The organism is Carboxylicivirga litoralis (assembly GCF_025499605.1).
Taxonomy (GTDB): Bacteria; Bacteroidota; Bacteroidia; order Bacteroidales; family Marinilabiliaceae; genus Carboxylicivirga; species Carboxylicivirga litoralis.
Map to the genome: position 1 here is coordinate 53431 of NZ_JAFMVC010000021.1, position 20128 is coordinate 73558.

The following is a 20128-nucleotide window of genomic DNA, read 5'->3' on the forward strand; positions in this document are numbered from 1 at the left end:
CATAAACAGTGTAATATTTACGATTCTCTTTCATGAAAAAACTTCATCTATTTACCTTAAGAAGCTTTGTTGGTCCATTAATAAGTACTTTTTTCATTTCTCTTTTTGTACTATTAATGCAGATTCTTTGGCAATACATTGACATTTTAGTTGGCAAAGGGCTTGATTTTATAACAATCACTAAACTGCTTATTTACTCAATCCTGCAAGTAATGCCAATGGCATTGCCATTAGCCATTTTACTGGCCTCGTTAATGACCTTCGGAAATATGGGAGAAAACTACGAACTGACTGCAATAAAAGCATCGGGTGTTTCTCTTTTTAAAGTGATGAAACCCTTAATAATACTAACATTTATACTTTCCATTGGTACTTTTGCCTTTTCTGACAATGTAACACCATGGGCCAATCTTAAGTTCTATTCTTTAATAAACTCCATAAAAACGTACCAACCAGAACTTGAGATTAAGGAAAAAGAGTTTAATAAAATGGGTAATTACAGCATCAAGGCTCAAAATAAAAACAAAACAACAGGAGCTCTTGATGGCTTAATGATTTACGATCACAGTAACGCAAAAAATCCGCATACCAATACAACCGTTGCCGAGACTGGCTTTCTGAAAATGGATGACAATATTAACATGATGCGTATAACACTTCATAACGGCATCAGGTATGAGGGAAATGTCAAAGACAAAAAGCATGTAATGACGATTAAAGATCAACAATATTATCGGGTTGATAAGTTTAAAAAGCAAGTCGCTTTAATCGATATGCAGGATACAGAGTTTCAGGTTGATGAAACTGGTTTTGCAAGCCTCAACCGAATGAAAAATTTAAAGCAGCTCAAAACAGACATTGAACAATACAAACATGAGCAACAAGCAATTGCCTTGGAGATAAGCAAAGCCGTTTATTCTCAAGGTGTCACTATCAGCCCAGAATCAGCCAGTATTAATATAGAATCACTTTACTACAATCAACCTACTTCATGGCAACAAATAGCCATACAAAAGGCAAAAAGAAAAACTCAGAATCAATTATTAAACCTGGAAAACAAGATAAATGAAATTAGTTCCTTCCGTAAAAAAGAGGTTGCTCACTTGGTAGAATTTCATCGTAAATTCACACTTCCTTTTACCTGTCTTATTTTCTTTTTCATTGGTTCTTCACTCGGAGCCATTATTCGTAAAGGAGGCTTTGGCATGCCAGTTGTGATGGCAATAGTTCTATTTATAGCGTTCTATATGCTTGATTCATTTGGTACTAACATGGCAAAAAAAGAGGTTCTTCCCGTTTTTACAGGCATGTGGCTATCTTCAGGGGTACTATTACTAATTGCTTTATTTTTAACCTATCAATCATCAACCGACTCCAGTCTTCTCAATTTAGATGACATAAAGGTTATTATAAAGCGTAAATTAAATCTCATTAAAGCATAAAAACTAACCTATTCCAGTGATTAAAACACCGCTTAATACAATGTTATCTACAGTTAAAGTAAAAACCTAAATCACATTGTATGGATGTTTAAAGGATTCAACTAACTTTGCCGTCAGACACAATTTATAGTGTATGAGATCTCAGAGCGCATGAAGAAGTTACACCTATTCATATTAAAAAGTTATTTGGGTCCTTTGACCATGACTTTCTTTATATCCTTATTTATCCTGGTAATGCAGTTTTTGTGGCGTTATGTAGATGATTTAGTAGGTAAAGGACTGGACTTTTTCACCTTGGGCGAATTACTGTTTTATGCCTCGGTACAGGTAATACCTATGGCTTTGCCTTTAGCTATTTTGTTAGCATCGCTTATGACCTTTGGTAGCTTAGGCGAGAACTACGAGCTAACAGCTATTAAAGCTTCGGGGGTATCCTTGCTTCGAACAATGAAACCGCTAATCTGGGTGACTATTATTATTTCGGTGCTGGCTTTTGGCTTCTCAAACAATGTGCTGCCATGGGCCAATCTAAAACTATACACACTCTTATGGTCGGTAAAACAAAAGAAACCTGAATTAGAGATTAAAGAGCAGATTTTCTACGATGGCATTGAAGATTTCAGAATAAAGATTAGCAGTAAAGACCCGGAAACAGGTCTGATGAAAGACGTCATGATCTATGATCATCGCGACAATAGAAATCCCAATTCCAATGTTACCTTAGCTGATTCGGGCAAACTACAAATCGCCAAAGACAATGGCTTTATGAAGCTTACCCTGATGGATGGTGTACGCTTTGAAGAAAACGTGCAAAACCAAAACAGACGCCTGGATAATCGTGCACAGCAACGCTTCAGAAAGGATAAGTTTAAGCGACAGACAGCTTTATTCGAGATGGAAGGTCATAATCTGGAACGTTCAGACGAGCAACTTTTTTCCAGCCACGACCGGATGAAAAACCTGGCACAGCTGCGCGATGGCATAGATACCTTAAACTATCAGAAGGGAGAGGTTGTAAGCGGTATTAGTAAACAAACTGATAACTTCTATTTTCAACAACGTCGTTATTACCAACGTCGCAATAAGGAAGCTCCAAAGGTTTCTATTGACTCTAGTCTAGTACTTAACTACGACTCGTTGTTCCAATCGATGAGCACACACCAGCAAATGATTGCTATTGAAGGTGCCAAACGACAGGTACAGGATAACCGCAGCCAGCTGGAAGGTAAATTAAGTCGTTATCGTAATTATCAAAACAAAATAACCAAGCACTACATGGAAGTGCATCGTAAGTTCACCCTTTCCTTTGCCTGCTTTATCTTTTTCTTTATTGGAGCCCCACTGGGAGCTATTATCCGCAAAGGAGGATTGGGCATGCCAGTGGTTATTTCTGTTTTGTTCTTTATTTTTTACTACATAGTCGATACACTGGGCGTTAAGTTTGCCAAAGAAGGTGCCTGGCAGGTATACCAGGGTATGTGGTTATCGTCAGCCATATTGTTCCCACTCGGTGCATTTTTAACCTATAAGTCGGCTACTGACTCTACATTGCTGAATGCAGATGCTTACATCATTTTCTTCCAAAAATTGTTTAAGCGTGAAAAATTCGACCTGCAAAACAGACTAGACAAAGAGAAAGAGGATGAAAGAAAAATTGAAGCGTAAAGCACTAATTTTCATTTAAAAGCTGAATTAAAGCCACTTGAACAATTAAAATTGTCCATTATCATATGAATCTGCCGCTAAGACCTGAGGCATTTCATTGTTTTGGTATTTAAATTCATTAATTTTGCAGTCCCATAATGGGCAACACTGTCAAAATAGTTATATAAAATGTCAGCAGAACAAGAGCTAAAATTGAATTCAATACCTGAAGCTATTGAAGCAATTAAAAATGGTGAGTTAATAATTGTGGTTGATGATGAAGATCGTGAAAACGAAGGTGATTTTATTGCAGCTGCAGAATTAATGACGCCAGAGAAGGTAAACTTCATGGCAACACATGGTCGTGGATTAATTTGTACACCATTAACAGAAGAGCGATGCGAGGAGTTGGAGTTAGACTTAATGGTTGGTAAAAACACGGCGAGTCATGCGACTCCATTTACTGTTTCTGTTGATTTATTAGGATACGGATGTACCACTGGTATTTCTGCTTCTGACAGAGCTAAAACCATTTTAGCTTTGACGAATCCGGATACTAAACCGGAAGAGCTGGGTCGTCCGGGACATATATTCCCACTTAAAGCTAAAAACCGAGGTGTTTTACGCCGAGCAGGTCACACCGAAGCAGGCGTTGACTTAGCACGTTTAGCCGACCTACAACCAGCAGCTGTGTTAGTTGAGATTTTGAACGAAGACGGCACCATGGCTCGCTTGCCTCAATTGGTGAAGATTGCCGAAAAATTCAATCTGAAAATTATTACCATCAAAGATTTGATTGCTTACCGTCTGAAAAAAGAAAGCTTAATCATTAAAGGCGTTGAAGTGAACTTACCAACAACGCATGGTAATTTCCATCTGATTCCATTTAAACAAAAATCGAATGGCTTGGAGCACGTGGCCTTGATTAAAGGTGAGTGGAAAGAAGATGAACCTATTTTAGTGCGTGTGCATTCATCATGTGCTACCGGCGATATTTTTGGCTCCTTACGATGCGAGTGTGGCGAGCAACTCCAGAAAGCCATGGAAATCATTGAAAAAGAAGGCAAAGGAGTGGTTGTCTATATGAATCAGGAAGGTCGTGGCATTGGCCTGATGAACAAGATTGCAGCTTATAAACTGCAGGAAGAAGGCCTTGATACAGTGGATGCTAATATTGAGCTGGGCTTTGACGAAGATGAGCGTGATTATGGTGTTGGAGCACAAATCCTGCGCGAGTTAGGCGTTGGCAAAATGCGCTTAATGTCAAATAACCCGATTAAACGAATTGGGTTAGAAGGTTATGGCTTGGAAGTGGTTGAAAATATACCTATCGAAATCACACCAAACCCACATAATGAGTTTTACATGAAGACCAAAAAAGAACGCATGGGGCATAACCTGGAGTTCTTTAAATACAATAAAAATAACGACTAAACAGCGTTATTAAGCTTAAAAGGAGACAAACGTCTCCTTTTTTTATGCCCTATTGTAAACATATTTTTAGTTGATGTGTTTCATTAAATAAGAGGTGCTGGTGGTAGCCATTACTTATTTCTGCGGTCAAGTAATATGATCATTCATGGGTGTGATTAGTGATAAGTTTGAAAATGATCATGTTGGCTCCACCAGTTTCTTTTAGTTATCTCATCAATACTTTAAACTCCCCTTGATCACCTTATTAAATCGACGATTCATTTTGTGCTCGCCATTAATGTAAATCTGCATCACATAACGGCCGTTTTCAAGATGACGCAAGTCAAGTCCTCTTTGGGTATCTTTTAAGTCTGTAAATTCATGCTTTTCAATATACTTGCCATCCTTTATAATTCGCAAAGTCATGGTTGATACCACATTCGTTGTGATATAGACAGTGGCAAATTCTTCAACCATACGTGGAAAAATATTAACTGACAGGTGCGAACGAGTAGTATCCACCTGGAAATCATCCTTGGTTTGGAAAGCATAATACAATCCATTTCCACAGTCACTTTCAAATAATTTAATCAAATTACCTTCCGCATCTTTTAAACGCAGGCGACCATAACCGGCCTTTGCCATATACCAAAATTCCAAACCTGTACCGGCCGTATCGGTCAATTGCATAAAGTATTTACCTTCGGGTAGCTTTAATGTATCCAGGTAGGTGGTGTCTGGCTTCAAGTCAATTGGCTGCTTATTATAGATGGTATCGCCGGCACTACTCACAATGAACAAAGCATTTTCTTCTGGTTGCCTATTCGTTTTAAAATCAACCACAAAACTGGATGGCAGTGTTGGTATTGGCATAAATTCAGACATCATACTGTTATCGCCTTCCCATTCATCTTCTTCACCATTGGGCTCGCTCAACACAACCGAAAACTCATTGACGCCTTCCTTTGAATCCACCTCTCCCGGTAAGGTGATGGTGGTGGCCTCATAGAAATCCAATTCACCCGTCCATTCATAGGTTTTCGACTCGAATCCTTTGGTTTGATAAACAATAATTAAACGAAGAAGCGCTTCACTACCCAGATTTCGAATTTTGATGATAGGATTAAAACCGATTGGGTTAAAACGATTATAATTATCCTTCCGATTCGGTGCAATTATCTCCTCAATGACCACATCATGCTTATGATTAGGAGCCGCATACTGAATAAAGAAAGAGGAGATTTGTTCCTTTGGCTGATTGATGTTATTGGCGGTAAAGGGTTGCATTCTCAAATCAACCGAGTGCTTTTTACGGGCCAGTGGTACATCCACAATATCAGGCGTTTGCAAATCACCCGGACACCAATAACCCCGGTCAAAAATCCATGTCCCTCCTTGTGGATACAAAGGGTTATCACCACATTCTTTCCACAAATTACGATGGTCCACCACCTCACCATCAAACAACATCTCGCGCCAACGGGTACAAAACTCGCTACAGCCATTCTCCTTATCCATTCCATGACCCGTTTGCTGAATTCTATATCGCCCAAAATGACTGGTAGCTTCCTTTTTGATCGTTATTGGCTTGAGGCTTTTCTCAATATCATTTTTAGGGTTTCCATACTGAAAACCACCTGTCCATAATTTATCCAGCTTCACAAAATCAGCGACTTGAGGACCGTACAAAACCTCAAAGTTGATGCTTAAATCCCAACCCAGCTCGGGCGACTCGTAACCCGAATGGACGTATTCTATTTCAACACTATCACGCAGAAAGGCCTGAAAATCGGTTACATCAACGCTCCAGGTATAATTCCAGCCCTCTTTAAAGTTACTGCCATAAGGCGTTAACATACGACCTATTTCATAGTCTAGCATTTTTCCATTTTCACCTCCCTGACGTAGAATCTTAATACGATCCATATAATCCCAATGAGCTATAGCACGATCTTCCGGATAAGCCAGTGTCAGGTTCATCATAACCCGCCTTACTTCTTTGTCAGGTGAAGGAAATTCGCCCCATTGTTTAAAGCTCTTCCACCCTTGCGATGGATCGGTGACAATAGTTACTCTATCATGTGTATTAATGATTTGTGTTTGAGCCTGTACTGCAGAGCTCAGCAGTAAAAGCGACAGAAGAAAGAATACTTGTTTCATTGTTTATATGTTTGTTTATCAATGGCATCATACTACGCCTTACAACTCAATGGAGCGTATACTTAGCAATATAACACCTTAGATCATTCGCATCAAATGCTTTGATACGCTTTAAACATATGACCATATGAAATGAAAATGAGGTGAAACAATGATTGAAAAAGTTCTTATAAATAGTAACTGAACCATTCCTTTATCCCAATCAAATTATCTCAAAATAACGACTCCCGAACAAGCATCATGCGTGGCACCGGTAACCGTTTTTAAACAATTAACTTCCCCCCTGTAACGCAACACACCTAACAAGGCAAATATTAAGGCTTCTTTGTAATTCACTAATTGTTTTTCGGGGATGATAACCTGTGTTTTGCAATGCTGTTTTATTAAGTCCATTAAAAACAAATTAAACACGCCTCCTCCGGTAAATAGTAAGGTCCCTTTGCTAGTATATCGGTTTAAATCATTGGAAATAACCCGGGCAAAATGCTCATAGCAAGTTCGTATTACATCTGGCAAATCATGTGAATCATACTTATTTACGATGGGCCAAAATGAATTATCAACCCACTCTTGTGCTAACGACTTTGGGGCGGTTTGTTGATAATAAGGCAACTCATTAAGCTCTTGAAGCAAAACTTGAATAATCTTTCCTTGAAGGCCTATGGCACCATTTTCATCCATTGACAAACCCATTTTTCCGACCAGGCGATTAATGACAAAGTTGGCCGGACAAATATCCCAGGCTCTGCGCACTCCATCGATATCGCACGATACATTAACAAATCCACCTATATTAACACAGGCCTCGTATTCTGAAAACAACAATTGGTCACCAATAGGTACCAGTGGTGCTCCCTGCCCATTTAAGCAAACATCAAGACTCCTAAAGTCAGACACGGTTGAAACGCCGGTAATAGCAGCAATCATATTACCATCGCCCAATTGAAAATTAAATTGGTTTTGAGGTTCATGAAAGACGGTATGACCATGTGAGGCAATCAAATCGGGCGGTGTACTCTCATCTTTAAGAAAATCATGTACGGCGGATCCAAGCCACTTGCCATAGTTACGATGCAACAACATCAACTCCTTACCAGATAAATTCGGAGACCCTTTTAATCGTTCTCTCCACTCTGCTGAATAGTCAATGGTTTCACTCCTTTTGATGTCAAAAACCCACTTATTATCACGCTTCTCCAACTGGCATAAAACCATGTCCAAACCATCTAATGAAGTCCCTGACATTAATCCAACGCAACAATACGAATTCTTTATTTGTTTTATCATGGCAAACTGTCTTCAGTCCTTTAAAGGTGTGAAGATTTTTATTTAGAAAACCCTTTTTTCAACAAAAATTCTAAAATTATGCCCGACATTACCACCACTTACCTAGGACTTAAATTGAAGAGTCCGATAATTGCAGCAAGCTCCGGCTTGACCAATTCATTAGAAGACATTAAGAAAATTGAAAAAGCCGGTGCGGGGGCCGTTGTACTTAAATCGCTTTTTGAAGAGGAAATTGTAACAGAAATGGAGCGCGATTTACATCGCTTGCACTCTGAGAACCATCTCTATCCTGAAACAATGGATTATTACGATACCTTTGATGTAGAAAACACCTTAAGTGATTACCTGAAACTAGTGACAGACTGCAAAAAGGAAGTAAATATTCCGGTAATAGCCAGCATTAACTGTATTACCTCTCACAACTGGCCATCCTATGCGCGCACTTTACAAGATGCAGGTGCAGACGCCATTGAACTAAACATCTTTACTTTACCATCGGACACTGATCGCAAAGGAGAAGATACTGAAAAGGTTTATTTTGATGTTATTAAAGCGGTTTTAAAAGAAGTTAGCATTCCGGTTTCTATAAAAATCAGCCATTACTTTTCAAACCTGGCCGATATGATAACTCGTTTATCAATAACAGGCATTGCAGGCATGACCTTATTCAACCGCTTTTATTCCCCTGATATTGATGTAGATAATCTGGAAGTTATTCCTACTCATATTTTTAGCCAGGAATATGAATATACGATGCCACTGCGCTGGATTGCCATTACTTCCAACCGCGTTGATTGTGATTTAGCAGCTACAACAGGTATCCATGATTCGAGAACAGCAATTAAGATGTTGCTGGCAGGAGCTCAGGTTGTACAAATGGCCAGTGCACTTTATAAAAATGGGGTTGATTATATCGAGCGCTATAATCATGAGATTGAAAAGTGGATGGATAAACATAATTTCAATACAATTGCCGACTTCCAGGGTTCACTAAGTCAATCCAATGCTGCGAATCCTGCGGGTTATTTACGTGTTCAGTTTATGAAGCACTTTAGTCAAAAGTAATTCTCTCTTTAATATATTTTGGATCGCATCTTTATTTCAATGTCGAATATAAAGATGCGATCCTTTTATTAGGTCATCATCCAACAATTCCCTTTATCTTTGTCAATCAAAATAATCAATAATGGATTTTGACGATTTTTACAGGTCATCACCTCTTGAAGAGAATGTCGATTTCTACATGGATCCAAGAGGTTTTAGAGTGATGACGGAGAAATACCTTAAAGAAAGAGGTTATTGTTGTGGAAACGGATGCAAACATTGTCCTTATTTTCCTCCGCATACTAAAGGAAACAGAGAATTAAAAGAATAAGTGATAACTGATTATTACTATGACTAAAAAGGATTTACGAATCGTATTTATGGGCACGCCCGACTTTGCTGTTGAGAGTTTAAAAGCATTGGTTGAAAATAATTACAATATAGTTGGTGTGGTAACAGCACCCGATCGCCCAGCCGGACGCGGACAAAAATTAAAGCAATCGCCAGTTAAAGAATATGCAGTATCGGCAGAAATACCGGTTTTACAACCTGAAAAGCTTAAGAATGAGACATTTCTTTCTGAGCTGAAAGCACTTCAGGCTGACCTGCAAATAATTGTTGCCTTCCGCATGTTGCCCGAAGTTGTTTGGAGTATGCCGCCCTTAGGTTCGTTTAACCTGCATGGTTCACTATTACCTCGCTACCGTGGTGCTGCCCCTATCAACTGGGCTGTTATCAACGGTGACAAAGAAACTGGTGTAACGACCTTCTTTTTAAAGCATGAAATTGACACCGGTAACATCATTTATCAGGAAAAGATGCCGATTACTGATGATGACACAGCAGGCACGGTGCATGATAAGATGATGGTGCTAGGTGCTGGTCTGGTTATCAAAACGGTTAAAGCCATTGAAAACGAAACCGTTCAAGCTTTGCCACAAAGTAATGACGAAACCCAACTGAAACACGCACCAAAAATATTTAAAGATGATTGTCGCATTGACTGGCAGAAAGATGCTGAATCCATTCGCAATCACATCCGCGGACTCTCTCCCTACCCCACAGCATGGACGGAATTTGCAATGAAAAATGGCAAACAAATCAGCTGTAAAGTCTTCTTTGCTGAAAGAATCGATGGTAAAGAACTAGCAGCTGGTCAATTTGAGTCTGACAATAAAACCTACCTTAGCGTTGGTACTGGCAAAGGCGCATTAAATATTACTCACTTACAGATGGCTGGCAAAAAGCGGATGTCTATCGATGAGTTATTGCGCGGGTTTGACACAGAACAAATCCAGGGCATTCTGTAAATTAAAAGACCTTAAGGTTTTTGAAACCTTAAGGTCTAATTGTATGAAAATCATTCTATTTCTTCTTCTTTCTCAAATTCAGCTTATCGCCAGCTTTAACTTTACCTCGTTCACCCAAATGGTTAAACTTACGCAGCTTGGTCATTTTCACACCATATTTTTGAGAGATATAGTGTAAATCCTCTCCCTCTTTAACCACATGGTATTCGTGTTTTTTATGCGCTTTACCTTTTTTACCCTGGATGTAAATATAACGGTATTCCTGCATGTCAGCCGACTTCGGCAAATCGTTGTAGTGGTATAATTCCCAAGGGCGTAAACCAAACTCTTCTGATACCGATTCAAAGGAATCACCTTCTTCCACTCGGATGTATTTCACCCCATTGTTATAATCAATCACATGGGTATTATAGGTGGTAATCACAAAGTTATCATCTCCGGTTGCTGAAGATGGTTTTTTCCAGTATTTGTTTTCATCCAGCAGGTATAACTTGTTCTTTTCGATAATATCAATCAGGCGGTGGGCATACTTAGGATCTGTAGCATAACCTGCTCTTTTCAAGCCTTTCGCCCAACCTTTATAATCAGTTGTTTTAAGCTCAAACAAACTGGCATAGCGTTTTTTATCCACCAAAAACTTAGAATGATCGATGTATGATTCATAAACGGTCTTGTACTTCCTAAAACACTCACCTTTAGCGTCATCATCATGATAAACACGTTTACCCTTCCAGTCGTTGTGACATTTGATACCAAAGTGGTTGTTCGATTTACGTGCCAAAGTACTGTTACCATTGCCTGATTCAAGAATACCCTGCGCCATGGTAATACTTGCAGGAATACCAACACGCTTCATTTCTTTAATGGCCAAATCTTTGTATAAATCGATGTATTCAGGAGTCGTATTTTTACGATACGATTGCGCCATCAGGGCGGTACTTAAACTCCATCCTATAATTGTCAAGGTCAATAATAACTGCTTCATTCCTTAAATTTTATGTGTATCAGGCTGTGGCAAAGATAAAAATTTACCAACGCCTACCAGTTTAATAAACGTTAGTTTTAATGAATAATTATCACTTATCCCTTTATCGTCCACACTAATCCTATAAATATCATCGAACCATTTCAAATATTATACCGTGATTTCTTAGCCTTCTAAACTTCACAATGGTTAAGGAATAGTTAAAGTCAACCTAAAACAAACCATTAAAACCAATATTTCGCTTACTTACTTACAGTTTTTTTATCTTTGCTCGAGCAGTTTGTTCAACTGTTGTATTTAAAACACAATCAACAACAGTACTTCACTCTTCAATAAATGGAGTTATTTAGTGAAGATTTATACAAACAATACGTATTGAAAAGATTTTATAAGATGAAGATAGCACTTATCGGTTACGGAAAAATGGGTCAGGAAATAGAGAAAATTGCAATTGACCGCGGACACGAGATTGTCAGTAAAATAGATGTTTCGAGCAAAGACTCATTTACCGACCAGGGATTTAAATCGGCCGATGTAGCCATCGAATTTACACGACCTGAAGCTGCCTTCGACAATTACATAAAGTGTTTCGAAGCAAATATTCCTGTTGTATCGGGGACTACCGGCTGGTTGGATAAATTACCTGAAATAGAAGAGCGTTGCCAAAATGGCAAGCAAACATTTTTCTATGCCTCTAACTTCAGTTTAGGTGTCAACATCTTCTTCGAACTCAACAAGCAGCTAGCTCGTATCATGAATAAAATGGACGAGTACAATGTGTCGATGGAAGAGGTACACCACACACAAAAACTGGATGCACCTAGCGGAACAGCCATCACTTTGGCAGAAGGCCTGATTGACAATATTGACAAAAAATCAGACTGGAAACTGGATGCCGAAGAGGATGCTTCTGATATTGCTATCAAAGCTATTCGTGAAGGTCAGGTTCCTGGTATCCACACTATCAAATACGAATCGTCAGTAGATGAGATTATTATTCACCACAGTGCTAAATCGCGTAAAGGATTTGCATTAGGCGCTGTGTTGGCTGCTGAATTTGCCGCTAAAAACTCAGGCTTTTTATCAATGAACGACTTACTTAACTTCTAAGCTAAAATAATATCTAATGCAGAATATTCCTTTATTCAGATGGATTAAACTTGGCATTGCAAGCCTTGTGTTTCTTTTATGGGTGATATGGGTTGGTAACTACTGGTTGCTTTTCTTGTACCCATTGATTTTTGATAGTTACATTACCAAAAAAGTCCCCTGGGATTTCTGGAAGAAAACTAAAGACGGTAAAAAGCCCAGCGCTTTTATCGAATGGGCCGATGCGCTTATTTTCGCCCTATTTGCAGTGTACATGATTAACATCTTCTTATTTCAGAACTATAAAATCCCTACCAGTTCGCTTGAGAAATCGTTATTAGTGGGCGACCATCTATTTGTAAGCAAAGTAAGCTATGGCCCTCGTATGCCCAATACACCTATTGCATTTCCATTGGTTCAGAATACCTTTCCAATCACCAACAGTAAATCGTATACCGACTGGCCACATTGGGATTACAAACGTCTGAAAGGTTTTGGTGATGTGAAGCGTGACGATATTGTCGTGTTCAACTTCCCGGCAGGCGATACAGTGCCATTCCGTCAAACCAATCCTGATTATTATAATCTAATGATGGAGGCGGGCAAGTCGCAAGTTTTACGTAACAACGCACTATTGCCAAAGCAAGCATTTACATCTGATTGGGAACGCAACCATTTCCTAATGAATATCGGGCGTGAAGTAATAGCCAACGACCCGAATACTTTTGGTGAAGTACTCTATCGCCCGGTTGATCGCCGCGACAACTATGTGAAGCGCTGTGTGGCCATTCCTGGTGATGTATTTGAAATCAGAAGTAACCAGATATACATTAATGGAGAAGCTGTTGAAAATCCAAAAGATATTCAGCACAATTACCGCATTCAAACCGATGGTACTGTTTTAAATGATCGCTTTTACGAACGATTGGGCATCTCTAAAGACGACCAAAGTGGTATTCCTCCCAATTACTATCTGCCACTTAACAAAGAAAAAGCAGAGCAGGTTAAAGCCATGTCGTTTATAAAAAGCATTGAAATCGAAGAGGAGAAACCTGATGGCAGCGGTTTCCAGGCTTTCCCATACAGTAGCGCATACAACTGGACTCGTGATAACTTTGGCCCATTAAAAATGCCGGAAGCTGGAGCAACAGTTGAGCTAAACATGACCAACCTGGTGATATACGAGCGTATCATCACGGCCTATGAAGGCAATAAGCTTACGGTAAAAGATAATCAGATATTCATTAATGGTGAGTTGGCAAATTGCTACACTTTTAAAATGGATTATTATTTTATGCTGGGCGATAACCGCCATAAATCAGCTGACTCTCGTTACTGGGGTTTTGTGCCGGAAGATCACATTGTTGGTAAACCTATTCTGGTGTGGCTTTCTTTAGATAAAGATAAAGGCTTTCCGGCCAGTATACGTTGGAACCGTTTTTTTAAAATTGTTCATAAATAGATACTTTTAAGGGTGTCTTAGAAACATAAAAAAACCGTTCACTGAGCGGTGTCGAAGTGATTACAAGCTAACAAGTAGCATTATAAGTATTTCATCTCGACTCCGCTCGATGAGCGAACGTTGTTTCTAAAACACCCTTTTTTATTGCTGTGGTCAAATTAGTCATTAAATATTTGGTAGTAATTACCCTGGTTCTTCTGTCCATCTGGAGTCAGAGCTGGCTGGTTAGCACCATTCTATTGCTATGTTGCCTATTCTTTTGGAAGCCATCGCTATTTCACTTTATTCAAAAGAAAAAACAAGATGCCTCGCCCCTTGTTATCAAATTTAGTGAATGGCTATTGGCCATTGCTTCTGCCCTTTTATTGCTTTGGTTTATCAATGCTTACTTCTTTTCTTTTTATACAATTAAAGCCAGCAGCATGCTGCCATCGTTTTATAACAACGAGCTGATTGTCATCAATAAGTTAGCTTATGGGCCTGCTATTCATTCCAATAACACGAACAACTACAAACGACTAAACGGTTATAGTAAAATACAAAATGGCGATATTATTGCTTTTTATTTTCCAGAAGGTGATACCAGTTTTGTTGATTTTAAAGGTGAGGACTATCATTTTATTAAAAGACAGTACGAAACAACACACAATTACAACCCCATTCTCGATGGCAAAGTCAAAAGTAATACCGTTACACAACGCCAGGTTTATATCAAACGTTTAGTTGCTCTTCCGGGCGATACACTTCGCATTAGCAATGGCGACTATTACATCAATAATAAATCGTGTGATTTTAATAAAACGGCAATTGCCCGATACAAAGTACTGAATAGCGCCCCATCACAACAGCTTGAGTTAATGCTCGAAGCAGCTGCTACCAGTTATCGTGAAAATGGCTCTCAAGTTATTGAAATACAATCTAGCATCATCAATAAAAACAATTGGAATCAATACCTTGAAAAGGCAGAAGAAGTAATGAACATGCCCAATACTAATGTTTTTCCGTTTAAAGCCAACTATTTATGGAATGCATCATGGCTAGGCCCTGTCATCATGCCCACCAAAGGTAAAAGAGTGCGCTTAACCTTAACCAACCTACCGCTATACAAGCGCATTATTGAAGCTTATGAAGAAAATTCTTTATCACTAGTTGATGGCCAAATTTTTATTAATAAGAAAAAAACGAACGAGTACACCTTCAAGCTCAACTATTACTGGGTAAGTGGCGACAATAAAAAACACTCGTTTGACAGCCGCTATTGGGGGTTTGTACCAGAGAACCACATTATTGGTCGTGTAGAAAAATTATAACCATTACGAGATAAAATAATTATCTTGCAGCATATTCACTTTTAACCAATAAATAATGAAAAAATCATTTTGGGTATTTCTGATACTATCCGCTGCTTTAGTGATTTTCTCTGTTCAGAATGCCGAACCCGTTGATGTTAATATTTTCTTTAGCCAAGTTGAAATTTCTCTGGCTATACTACTAATCATAGTGTTTCTAACAGGTGTTATAGCGGGTGCTTCTTACTTTTTTATCAAGTCAAAAATAAAGAAACAGCCAAAACCAGAACCAGAAATAATAGAAGAATCGAGTGAAGCAGATGTTTCAGAATAAAATTATTCCTTTAACGTATTTAGGCCCCATACATGTGTTTGCCTATGTGGTTAATAGTTCTAAGATAACGATAGAGCAATATGCCAATTATCAACGCAAAACATACAGCAACCGCTGTTCTATTACAGGTGCTAACGGTCCTTTAAGTCTGGCTGTACCTGTGGTTAATGTTAAAAATGAAAAAGTAAGCCTTAAAGACACACAAATAAGTTACGACACTGATTGGCAAAAACAGCACTGGCGCTCCATTGTTTCGGCCTATAACAGTTCTCCATTCTTCGAGTATTATGCCGATGACTTTGCTCCTTTTTACGAGAAAGAATTTAAGTACCTGGTTGACTTCAATATGGGCTTGTTTCAGGTTATATTGGAAGAGCTGGAATTAGAGATTGACATCCAATTGACCGATGAATATATACGCCCTGATGTTCTAAACGATGATATCCGACGATTGATTCATCCCAAAGCTAAGCCTGAAGAAGATAAGTTGTATAAACAATTAGAGTATCGACAGGTATTTTCTGACAAATACCCGTTTATCCCGAATTTAAGTGTGATAGATTTACTCTTTAGCAAAGGTCCTGAAACTTATGATATCCTAAAGGATTCCATCCTTTTTTAATAAATGGAGTGCTTCCTCCATTATTAATTGATGATCAAAAGCTAATGGAGGCAGCTCATCTACAGAGAACCATTCTGCATCAGCAGCATCATCCATTCCAACTGCTTTGATGGGCGCTTCAATTATTGAAGTATACACAACCGAAATAGTGCGATGACGTGGATCGCGGTTGACACTACCATAGGTTTTAAACTGTGTAATTATAACATCCTTAATACCTGTTTCTTCCTCCAGCTCACGCATGGCAGCAGCAGGTAAATCTTCGTCCATATCAACAAAGCCACCTGGCAAAGCCCAACAACCTTTATACGGCTCCTTCCCTCTTTTTATGAATAATACCTGAGGATGTGGCTTTATCGCTATTAAAATAACATCGGTAGTGACAGCCGGACGTGGATACTCATAAGTATAACTCATTACAACAGTCGTTTAATCACACGCAGTTTATGGCTATATGACTTAGTTTCTTCATCGAATATGCCCTGATGATCCAATTTATCGATGCGGACGCGACCTGATGCGTGAATAATATCACCTTTACCCAAACATAACCCAACGTGCGTAATCACACCTTCCTCATTATCGAAAAAGGCTAAATCGCCTAATACAGCTTCTTCCACAAAATTGACAATACTACCTAATTCTACTTGCTGCGAGGCATCGCGAGGCAACTGAAAACCGGCAATCTTATAAACGTTTTGTGTTAACCCGGAACAGTCAATCCCATAAAAACTTCTTCCACCCCACAAATAGGGCGCATTAATGAAGGCTGTCGCATTATCAGCAATAGAGCCTGCGGGTTTATTCGCACTGTAGTTGCCTGATAAATAATATTCTTTATTCCCAATTCTGAATGAATTTCGGTCTGATTCATTAAAATAGATAGTACTTCCACCCGATAGTAAATGAGTCGTTTTGTCCGGCTCTGAAACCACCCTAATAAAAGGAGCAGGCACAACCCACTTCTCAGCGTTTATCCAGTTTTCAACTTCTTTATCCATCAATGAGACAACCAGCTTTGAATTAATCCAACCTTCATATTGGTCGTGATGTGCTTTTATTTTGCACCAAGCTTCTTGCTTTTCAACAATATCAAATATTTCTCCAAAAAGCAACTGAGTCACCATTTCAGCACGTTCTGTTGCTTCACTTCGTACGGGTATAAAACCATATGTACATATCGACTTCTCCATGTGTAATTTAATCTATTGAAAAAAGTATTGATAGCTTCAATTACTATCGGTGACAAATTTGGGCTAAAAAAACTTAGCTTTAACTATCTTTGGTCATATTAATCATGCCATTAATAAAAATCAGGATTATGCTTGAACAATTATCACGTTTCAAAAGTAAATTTTATAAACCCTTTGCGCGGATATTACTTTTTTTAACAAGCATCGCACTTATCACCTATCTACTGCCTAAAACAGGAAAGTTTGCATACGAATACCAGAACGGAACTCCCTGGAAGCACCAAACGCTTATTGCACCATTTGATTTTCCAATCTATAAAACACAAACAGAGCTAAACAATGAAATAAATGCGGCCAGTAAAAATCACCGCCCTTATTTTGAAATGGATACGCTATTGGCCGCAAATATCAGGCAGCGTTTTAACAACGATTTTGACCAATATATTGAAAAAAATAAAGATAACTTTCAATCGCTAAATACCATTTACTCAAATGATACCACGTATTTCTCAGTGATAAAGAATACTATTTCAGCTAACCTGAGCACTATATATTCTAAAGGAATAATAGTGCTACCTGAAGAAAATATCGATGCACCTTCAAGTTTTGAACTAATGCTGATTAAAGGTTCATATGTTGAACCTTATGAGTTATCAGAGTTGGAACAACGCACAAGTGCCTATAAAAAGCTGCTTAGTAATATTGCTGCCGAATTACCGATAAAAGAGGATGCGATGATTGCCGAAGCGTCTCAATTTATTGATGCCTTGCAGTTAAATAAATATATTGAAGCCAACGTACTTTTTAACCAGGAACGAAGTAACGCTGAGCTCGCGTTGTTGAAAAAGAATATTTCTTTAACATCGGGTCGTGTACTGGCCGGACAACGAATTATCGACCAGGGTGAAATCGTTACTATAGAAACTGAAAAAGTAATAGACTCGCTACGTCGAAAATACGAAGCCAACATTGCCTCTGAAACAGACTATTACTTCATTCTGGCAGGCCAGTTTCTATTAATTGCTTTTTTATTTACAGCTATTTATTTGTTCCTGTTTTATTTCCGCCGCGATGTTTATCAATCCATCAGCTCCATTAGCTTTATATTATTGATAACCCTACTAATGGTAGTTTTTGCCAGTCTGAAACAATTCTTTATTCATTTCCCATTTTACATTATTCCCTTTGCCATTCTTCCAATCATCATACGCACATTCCTCGATAGTCGGTTGGCCTTTTTCATGCATGTCATCACTATTCTAATCTGTGCATTCTTTGCACAAAACAGCTTTGAGTTTGTATTTATACAGATACCTGTCGGGTTGGTAGCAATGTTTAGTTTATTTCGCATGACACGCCGTAGTCATATTGTGAGAGCAGCCATGTTTATAATCCTTACCTATTCGTTAATTTACACGGCACTTGTTTTATGGCAAGAAGGTACGCTGATTAATGTCAATCCATTTATGTACGTTTATTTTGCTGCTAATGGCGTGATGCTTTTAATGGTTTACCCACTCATCTGGATATTTGAAAAATTATTTGGCTTTTTATCTGATGTTACTCTGATTGAATTAGCCGATACTAACCATCCAATATTGAGAGAAATGGCTGAGGCGACTCCAGGTACATTTCAGCATAGCATTCAGGTAGGTAACCTGGCTCAGGAAGTGGCTTATAAGTTAGATGCCAATCCGGCCTTGGTCAGAGCTGGGGCAATGTATCACGATATTGGTAAAATGGCATCGCCTATGTTTTTCACCGAAAATCAGGCAGGAGGCCTAAATCCTCACACTGAATTAGAATTTGAAGACAGTGCTAAAATAGTCATCAATCACATCGACAATGGTGTCAAGCTCGCATTGAAGCATAATCTACCTAAACAAATTATTGACTTCATCACTACACATCAAGGCACCACTAAAACACGTTATTTCTACAACTCCTATATCAATAAATATCCAGATAAAACACCCGACATTAGTACTTTTACATACCCGGGTCCAACCCCTTTCACAAAGGAAACAGCCATATTAATGATGGCCGATTCAATAGAAGCTGCTTCACGTAGCTTGAAACAGTATTCTGATGATGAAATCGATAAACTGGTAGAAAAAATTATCGGCATTCAGATTGAAGAAGACCAATTTATTAATGCACCAATCACTTTCCGGGAAATTAGTGAAGCTAAAGAAGTATTTAAGAATAAGCTGAAGAATATATATCATGCCCGAATTGAGTATCCTGATATAAAGAAATAGAATAACTAAAAGAGAAGAGGAGCTAAAAGCTCCTCTTTTTTTTTAATAAATAGCCCGACTGAAATTCTTCCAAAGTCTATTAAACAAGATTTCTTAATAGGCACTAATTCAACATTAGAATTACCATAAGAAATTGATTCCTTCCAACAAAAGTATCTAAAACCCTACCCGAAAAGTTAAATAATCAAACTTTAGATTCGGTGATAACGACGATATTGCAAGAACTAAGTGAGCGCATTATATTAATACCATTGAATAGGTAGCATTAAATATTCTCTCCAAAGTTAGACGAACCATTGAAACAAATCGTGACACTATTATAATTTCTTTGATGGCTGACTCTGTAAAGTCATTCAATACTTAAATCAAAGACTTCAGAAGACAATTTAGATGCGTAACAGATGTCAAGTTTTTCCTTTAAAGGCTTTAAAAATTTATGCTGAAGTCAGAATTTGTTTCCAGTACCACTATACTAATGAAAACCTTATCAGAATCCCTTAAACGCAAAAAATCCGATACTCAAATGAATATCGGATTTCTCTAAAAAAAGGCGGCGACCTACTCTCCCACTTCTACGCAGTACCATCGGCGCT

At 38.4% G+C, this 20128-nt stretch carries 17 protein-coding genes; 12 read left to right on the forward strand and 5 right to left on the reverse strand.

From position 1 onward, the window contains the following. Positions 1–32 precede the first annotated feature (32 nt). From J1N10_RS16480 to J1N10_RS16490, 3 genes are all read left to right on the forward strand, one after another. Complete coding sequence (locus J1N10_RS16480) at positions 33–1442, forward strand: LptF/LptG family permease (protein ID WP_262327832.1); 1410 nt, start codon at positions 33–35, stop codon at positions 1440–1442. A gap of 150 nt (positions 1443–1592) precedes the next feature. Continuing rightward, positions 1593–3107, forward strand: a complete 1515-nt coding sequence (locus tag J1N10_RS16485) for an LptF/LptG family permease (protein WP_262327833.1) — start codon at positions 1593–1595, stop codon at positions 3105–3107. 168 nt (positions 3108–3275) lie between these two features. Then, the gene (locus tag J1N10_RS16490) at positions 3276–4520 is read left to right on the forward strand and encodes a bifunctional 3,4-dihydroxy-2-butanone-4-phosphate synthase/GTP cyclohydrolase II (protein ID WP_262327834.1); all 1245 of its coding nucleotides are present in this window, start codon (positions 3276–3278) and stop codon (positions 4518–4520) included. Between the two features lie 213 nt (positions 4521–4733). Here J1N10_RS16490 and J1N10_RS16495 read toward each other — a convergent pair whose 3' ends face one another. Beyond that, entirely contained in the window at positions 4734–6659 is a 1926-nt protein-coding gene (locus J1N10_RS16495) for a peptide-N-glycosidase F-related protein (protein WP_262327835.1), read from the reverse strand. A 207-nt stretch (positions 6660–6866) separates the two neighbouring features. Continuing rightward, on the reverse strand, positions 6867–7946 hold the full coding sequence (locus J1N10_RS16500; protein ID WP_262327836.1) for an anhydro-N-acetylmuramic acid kinase: 1080 nt from the start codon (positions 7944–7946) through the stop codon (positions 6867–6869). A 78-nt stretch (positions 7947–8024) separates the two neighbouring features. On the opposite strand from J1N10_RS16500, the gene J1N10_RS16505 reads away from it, so the two are divergent. From J1N10_RS16505 to fmt, 3 genes are all read left to right on the forward strand, one after another. Further along, positions 8025–9011 carry a dihydroorotate dehydrogenase-like protein gene (locus J1N10_RS16505; RefSeq protein ID WP_262327837.1) on the forward strand — a complete coding sequence of 329 codons (987 nt, stop codon included), beginning with the start codon at positions 8025–8027 and terminating at the stop codon, positions 9009–9011. A 121-nt stretch (positions 9012–9132) separates the two neighbouring features. Continuing rightward, a complete protein-coding gene (locus J1N10_RS16510) occupies positions 9133–9321 on the forward strand; it encodes a DUF5522 domain-containing protein (RefSeq protein ID WP_262327838.1) in 189 nt (62 codons plus the stop codon). Between the two features lie 19 nt (positions 9322–9340). Then, positions 9341–10300, forward strand: a complete 960-nt coding sequence (fmt, locus tag J1N10_RS16515; protein WP_262327839.1) for a methionyl-tRNA formyltransferase — start codon at positions 9341–9343, stop codon at positions 10298–10300. Between the two features lie 55 nt (positions 10301–10355). Here fmt and J1N10_RS16520 read toward each other — a convergent pair whose 3' ends face one another. Beyond that, positions 10356–11285 (reverse strand): glucosaminidase domain-containing protein, encoded by a 930-nt coding sequence (locus tag J1N10_RS16520; protein WP_262327840.1) that lies wholly within the window; start codon positions 11283–11285, stop codon positions 10356–10358. A gap of 393 nt (positions 11286–11678) precedes the next feature. Here J1N10_RS16520 and dapB point away from each other — a divergent pair, with 393 nt between their 5' ends. From dapB to J1N10_RS16545, 5 genes are all read left to right on the forward strand, one after another. Beyond that, a complete protein-coding gene (gene dapB, locus J1N10_RS16525; protein ID WP_262327841.1) occupies positions 11679–12395 on the forward strand; it encodes a 4-hydroxy-tetrahydrodipicolinate reductase in 717 nt (238 codons plus the stop codon). A 16-nt stretch (positions 12396–12411) separates the two neighbouring features. Then, positions 12412–13836 (forward strand): S26 family signal peptidase, encoded by a 1425-nt coding sequence (locus J1N10_RS16530; RefSeq protein WP_262327842.1) that lies wholly within the window; start codon positions 12412–12414, stop codon positions 13834–13836. A 173-nt stretch (positions 13837–14009) separates the two neighbouring features. Continuing rightward, entirely contained in the window at positions 14010–15146 is a 1137-nt protein-coding gene (gene lepB / locus J1N10_RS16535; RefSeq protein WP_262327843.1) for a signal peptidase I, read from the forward strand. 55 nt (positions 15147–15201) lie between these two features. Then, entirely contained in the window at positions 15202–15459 is a 258-nt protein-coding gene (locus tag J1N10_RS16540) for a LapA family protein (protein ID WP_262327844.1), read from the forward strand. Then, positions 15446–16081, forward strand: a complete 636-nt coding sequence (locus J1N10_RS16545) for a WbqC family protein (protein ID WP_262327848.1) — start codon at positions 15446–15448, stop codon at positions 16079–16081. Before J1N10_RS16540 ends, J1N10_RS16545 begins: the two co-directional genes overlap by 14 nt. On the opposite strand, the gene J1N10_RS16550 is transcribed toward J1N10_RS16545, so the two are convergent. Both J1N10_RS16550 and J1N10_RS16555 read right to left on the reverse strand, forming a co-directional pair. After that, positions 16058–16498: an NUDIX hydrolase gene (locus J1N10_RS16550; RefSeq protein WP_262327845.1), complete on the reverse strand. Its 441-nt coding sequence runs from the start codon at positions 16496–16498 to the stop codon at positions 16058–16060. The two genes, J1N10_RS16545 and J1N10_RS16550, sit on opposite strands and share 24 nt — an antisense overlap. Beyond that, entirely contained in the window at positions 16498–17274 is a 777-nt protein-coding gene (locus J1N10_RS16555; protein ID WP_262327846.1) for a C40 family peptidase, read from the reverse strand. Before J1N10_RS16555 ends, J1N10_RS16550 begins: the two co-directional genes overlap by 1 nt. A 128-nt stretch (positions 17275–17402) precedes the next feature. Between J1N10_RS16555 and J1N10_RS16560 the strand changes: the two genes are divergently transcribed. Continuing rightward, on the forward strand, positions 17403–19535 hold the full coding sequence (locus tag J1N10_RS16560) for an HD family phosphohydrolase (RefSeq protein WP_262327847.1): 2133 nt from the start codon (positions 17403–17405) through the stop codon (positions 19533–19535). The last annotated feature ends 593 nt before the right edge of the window (positions 19536–20128 follow it).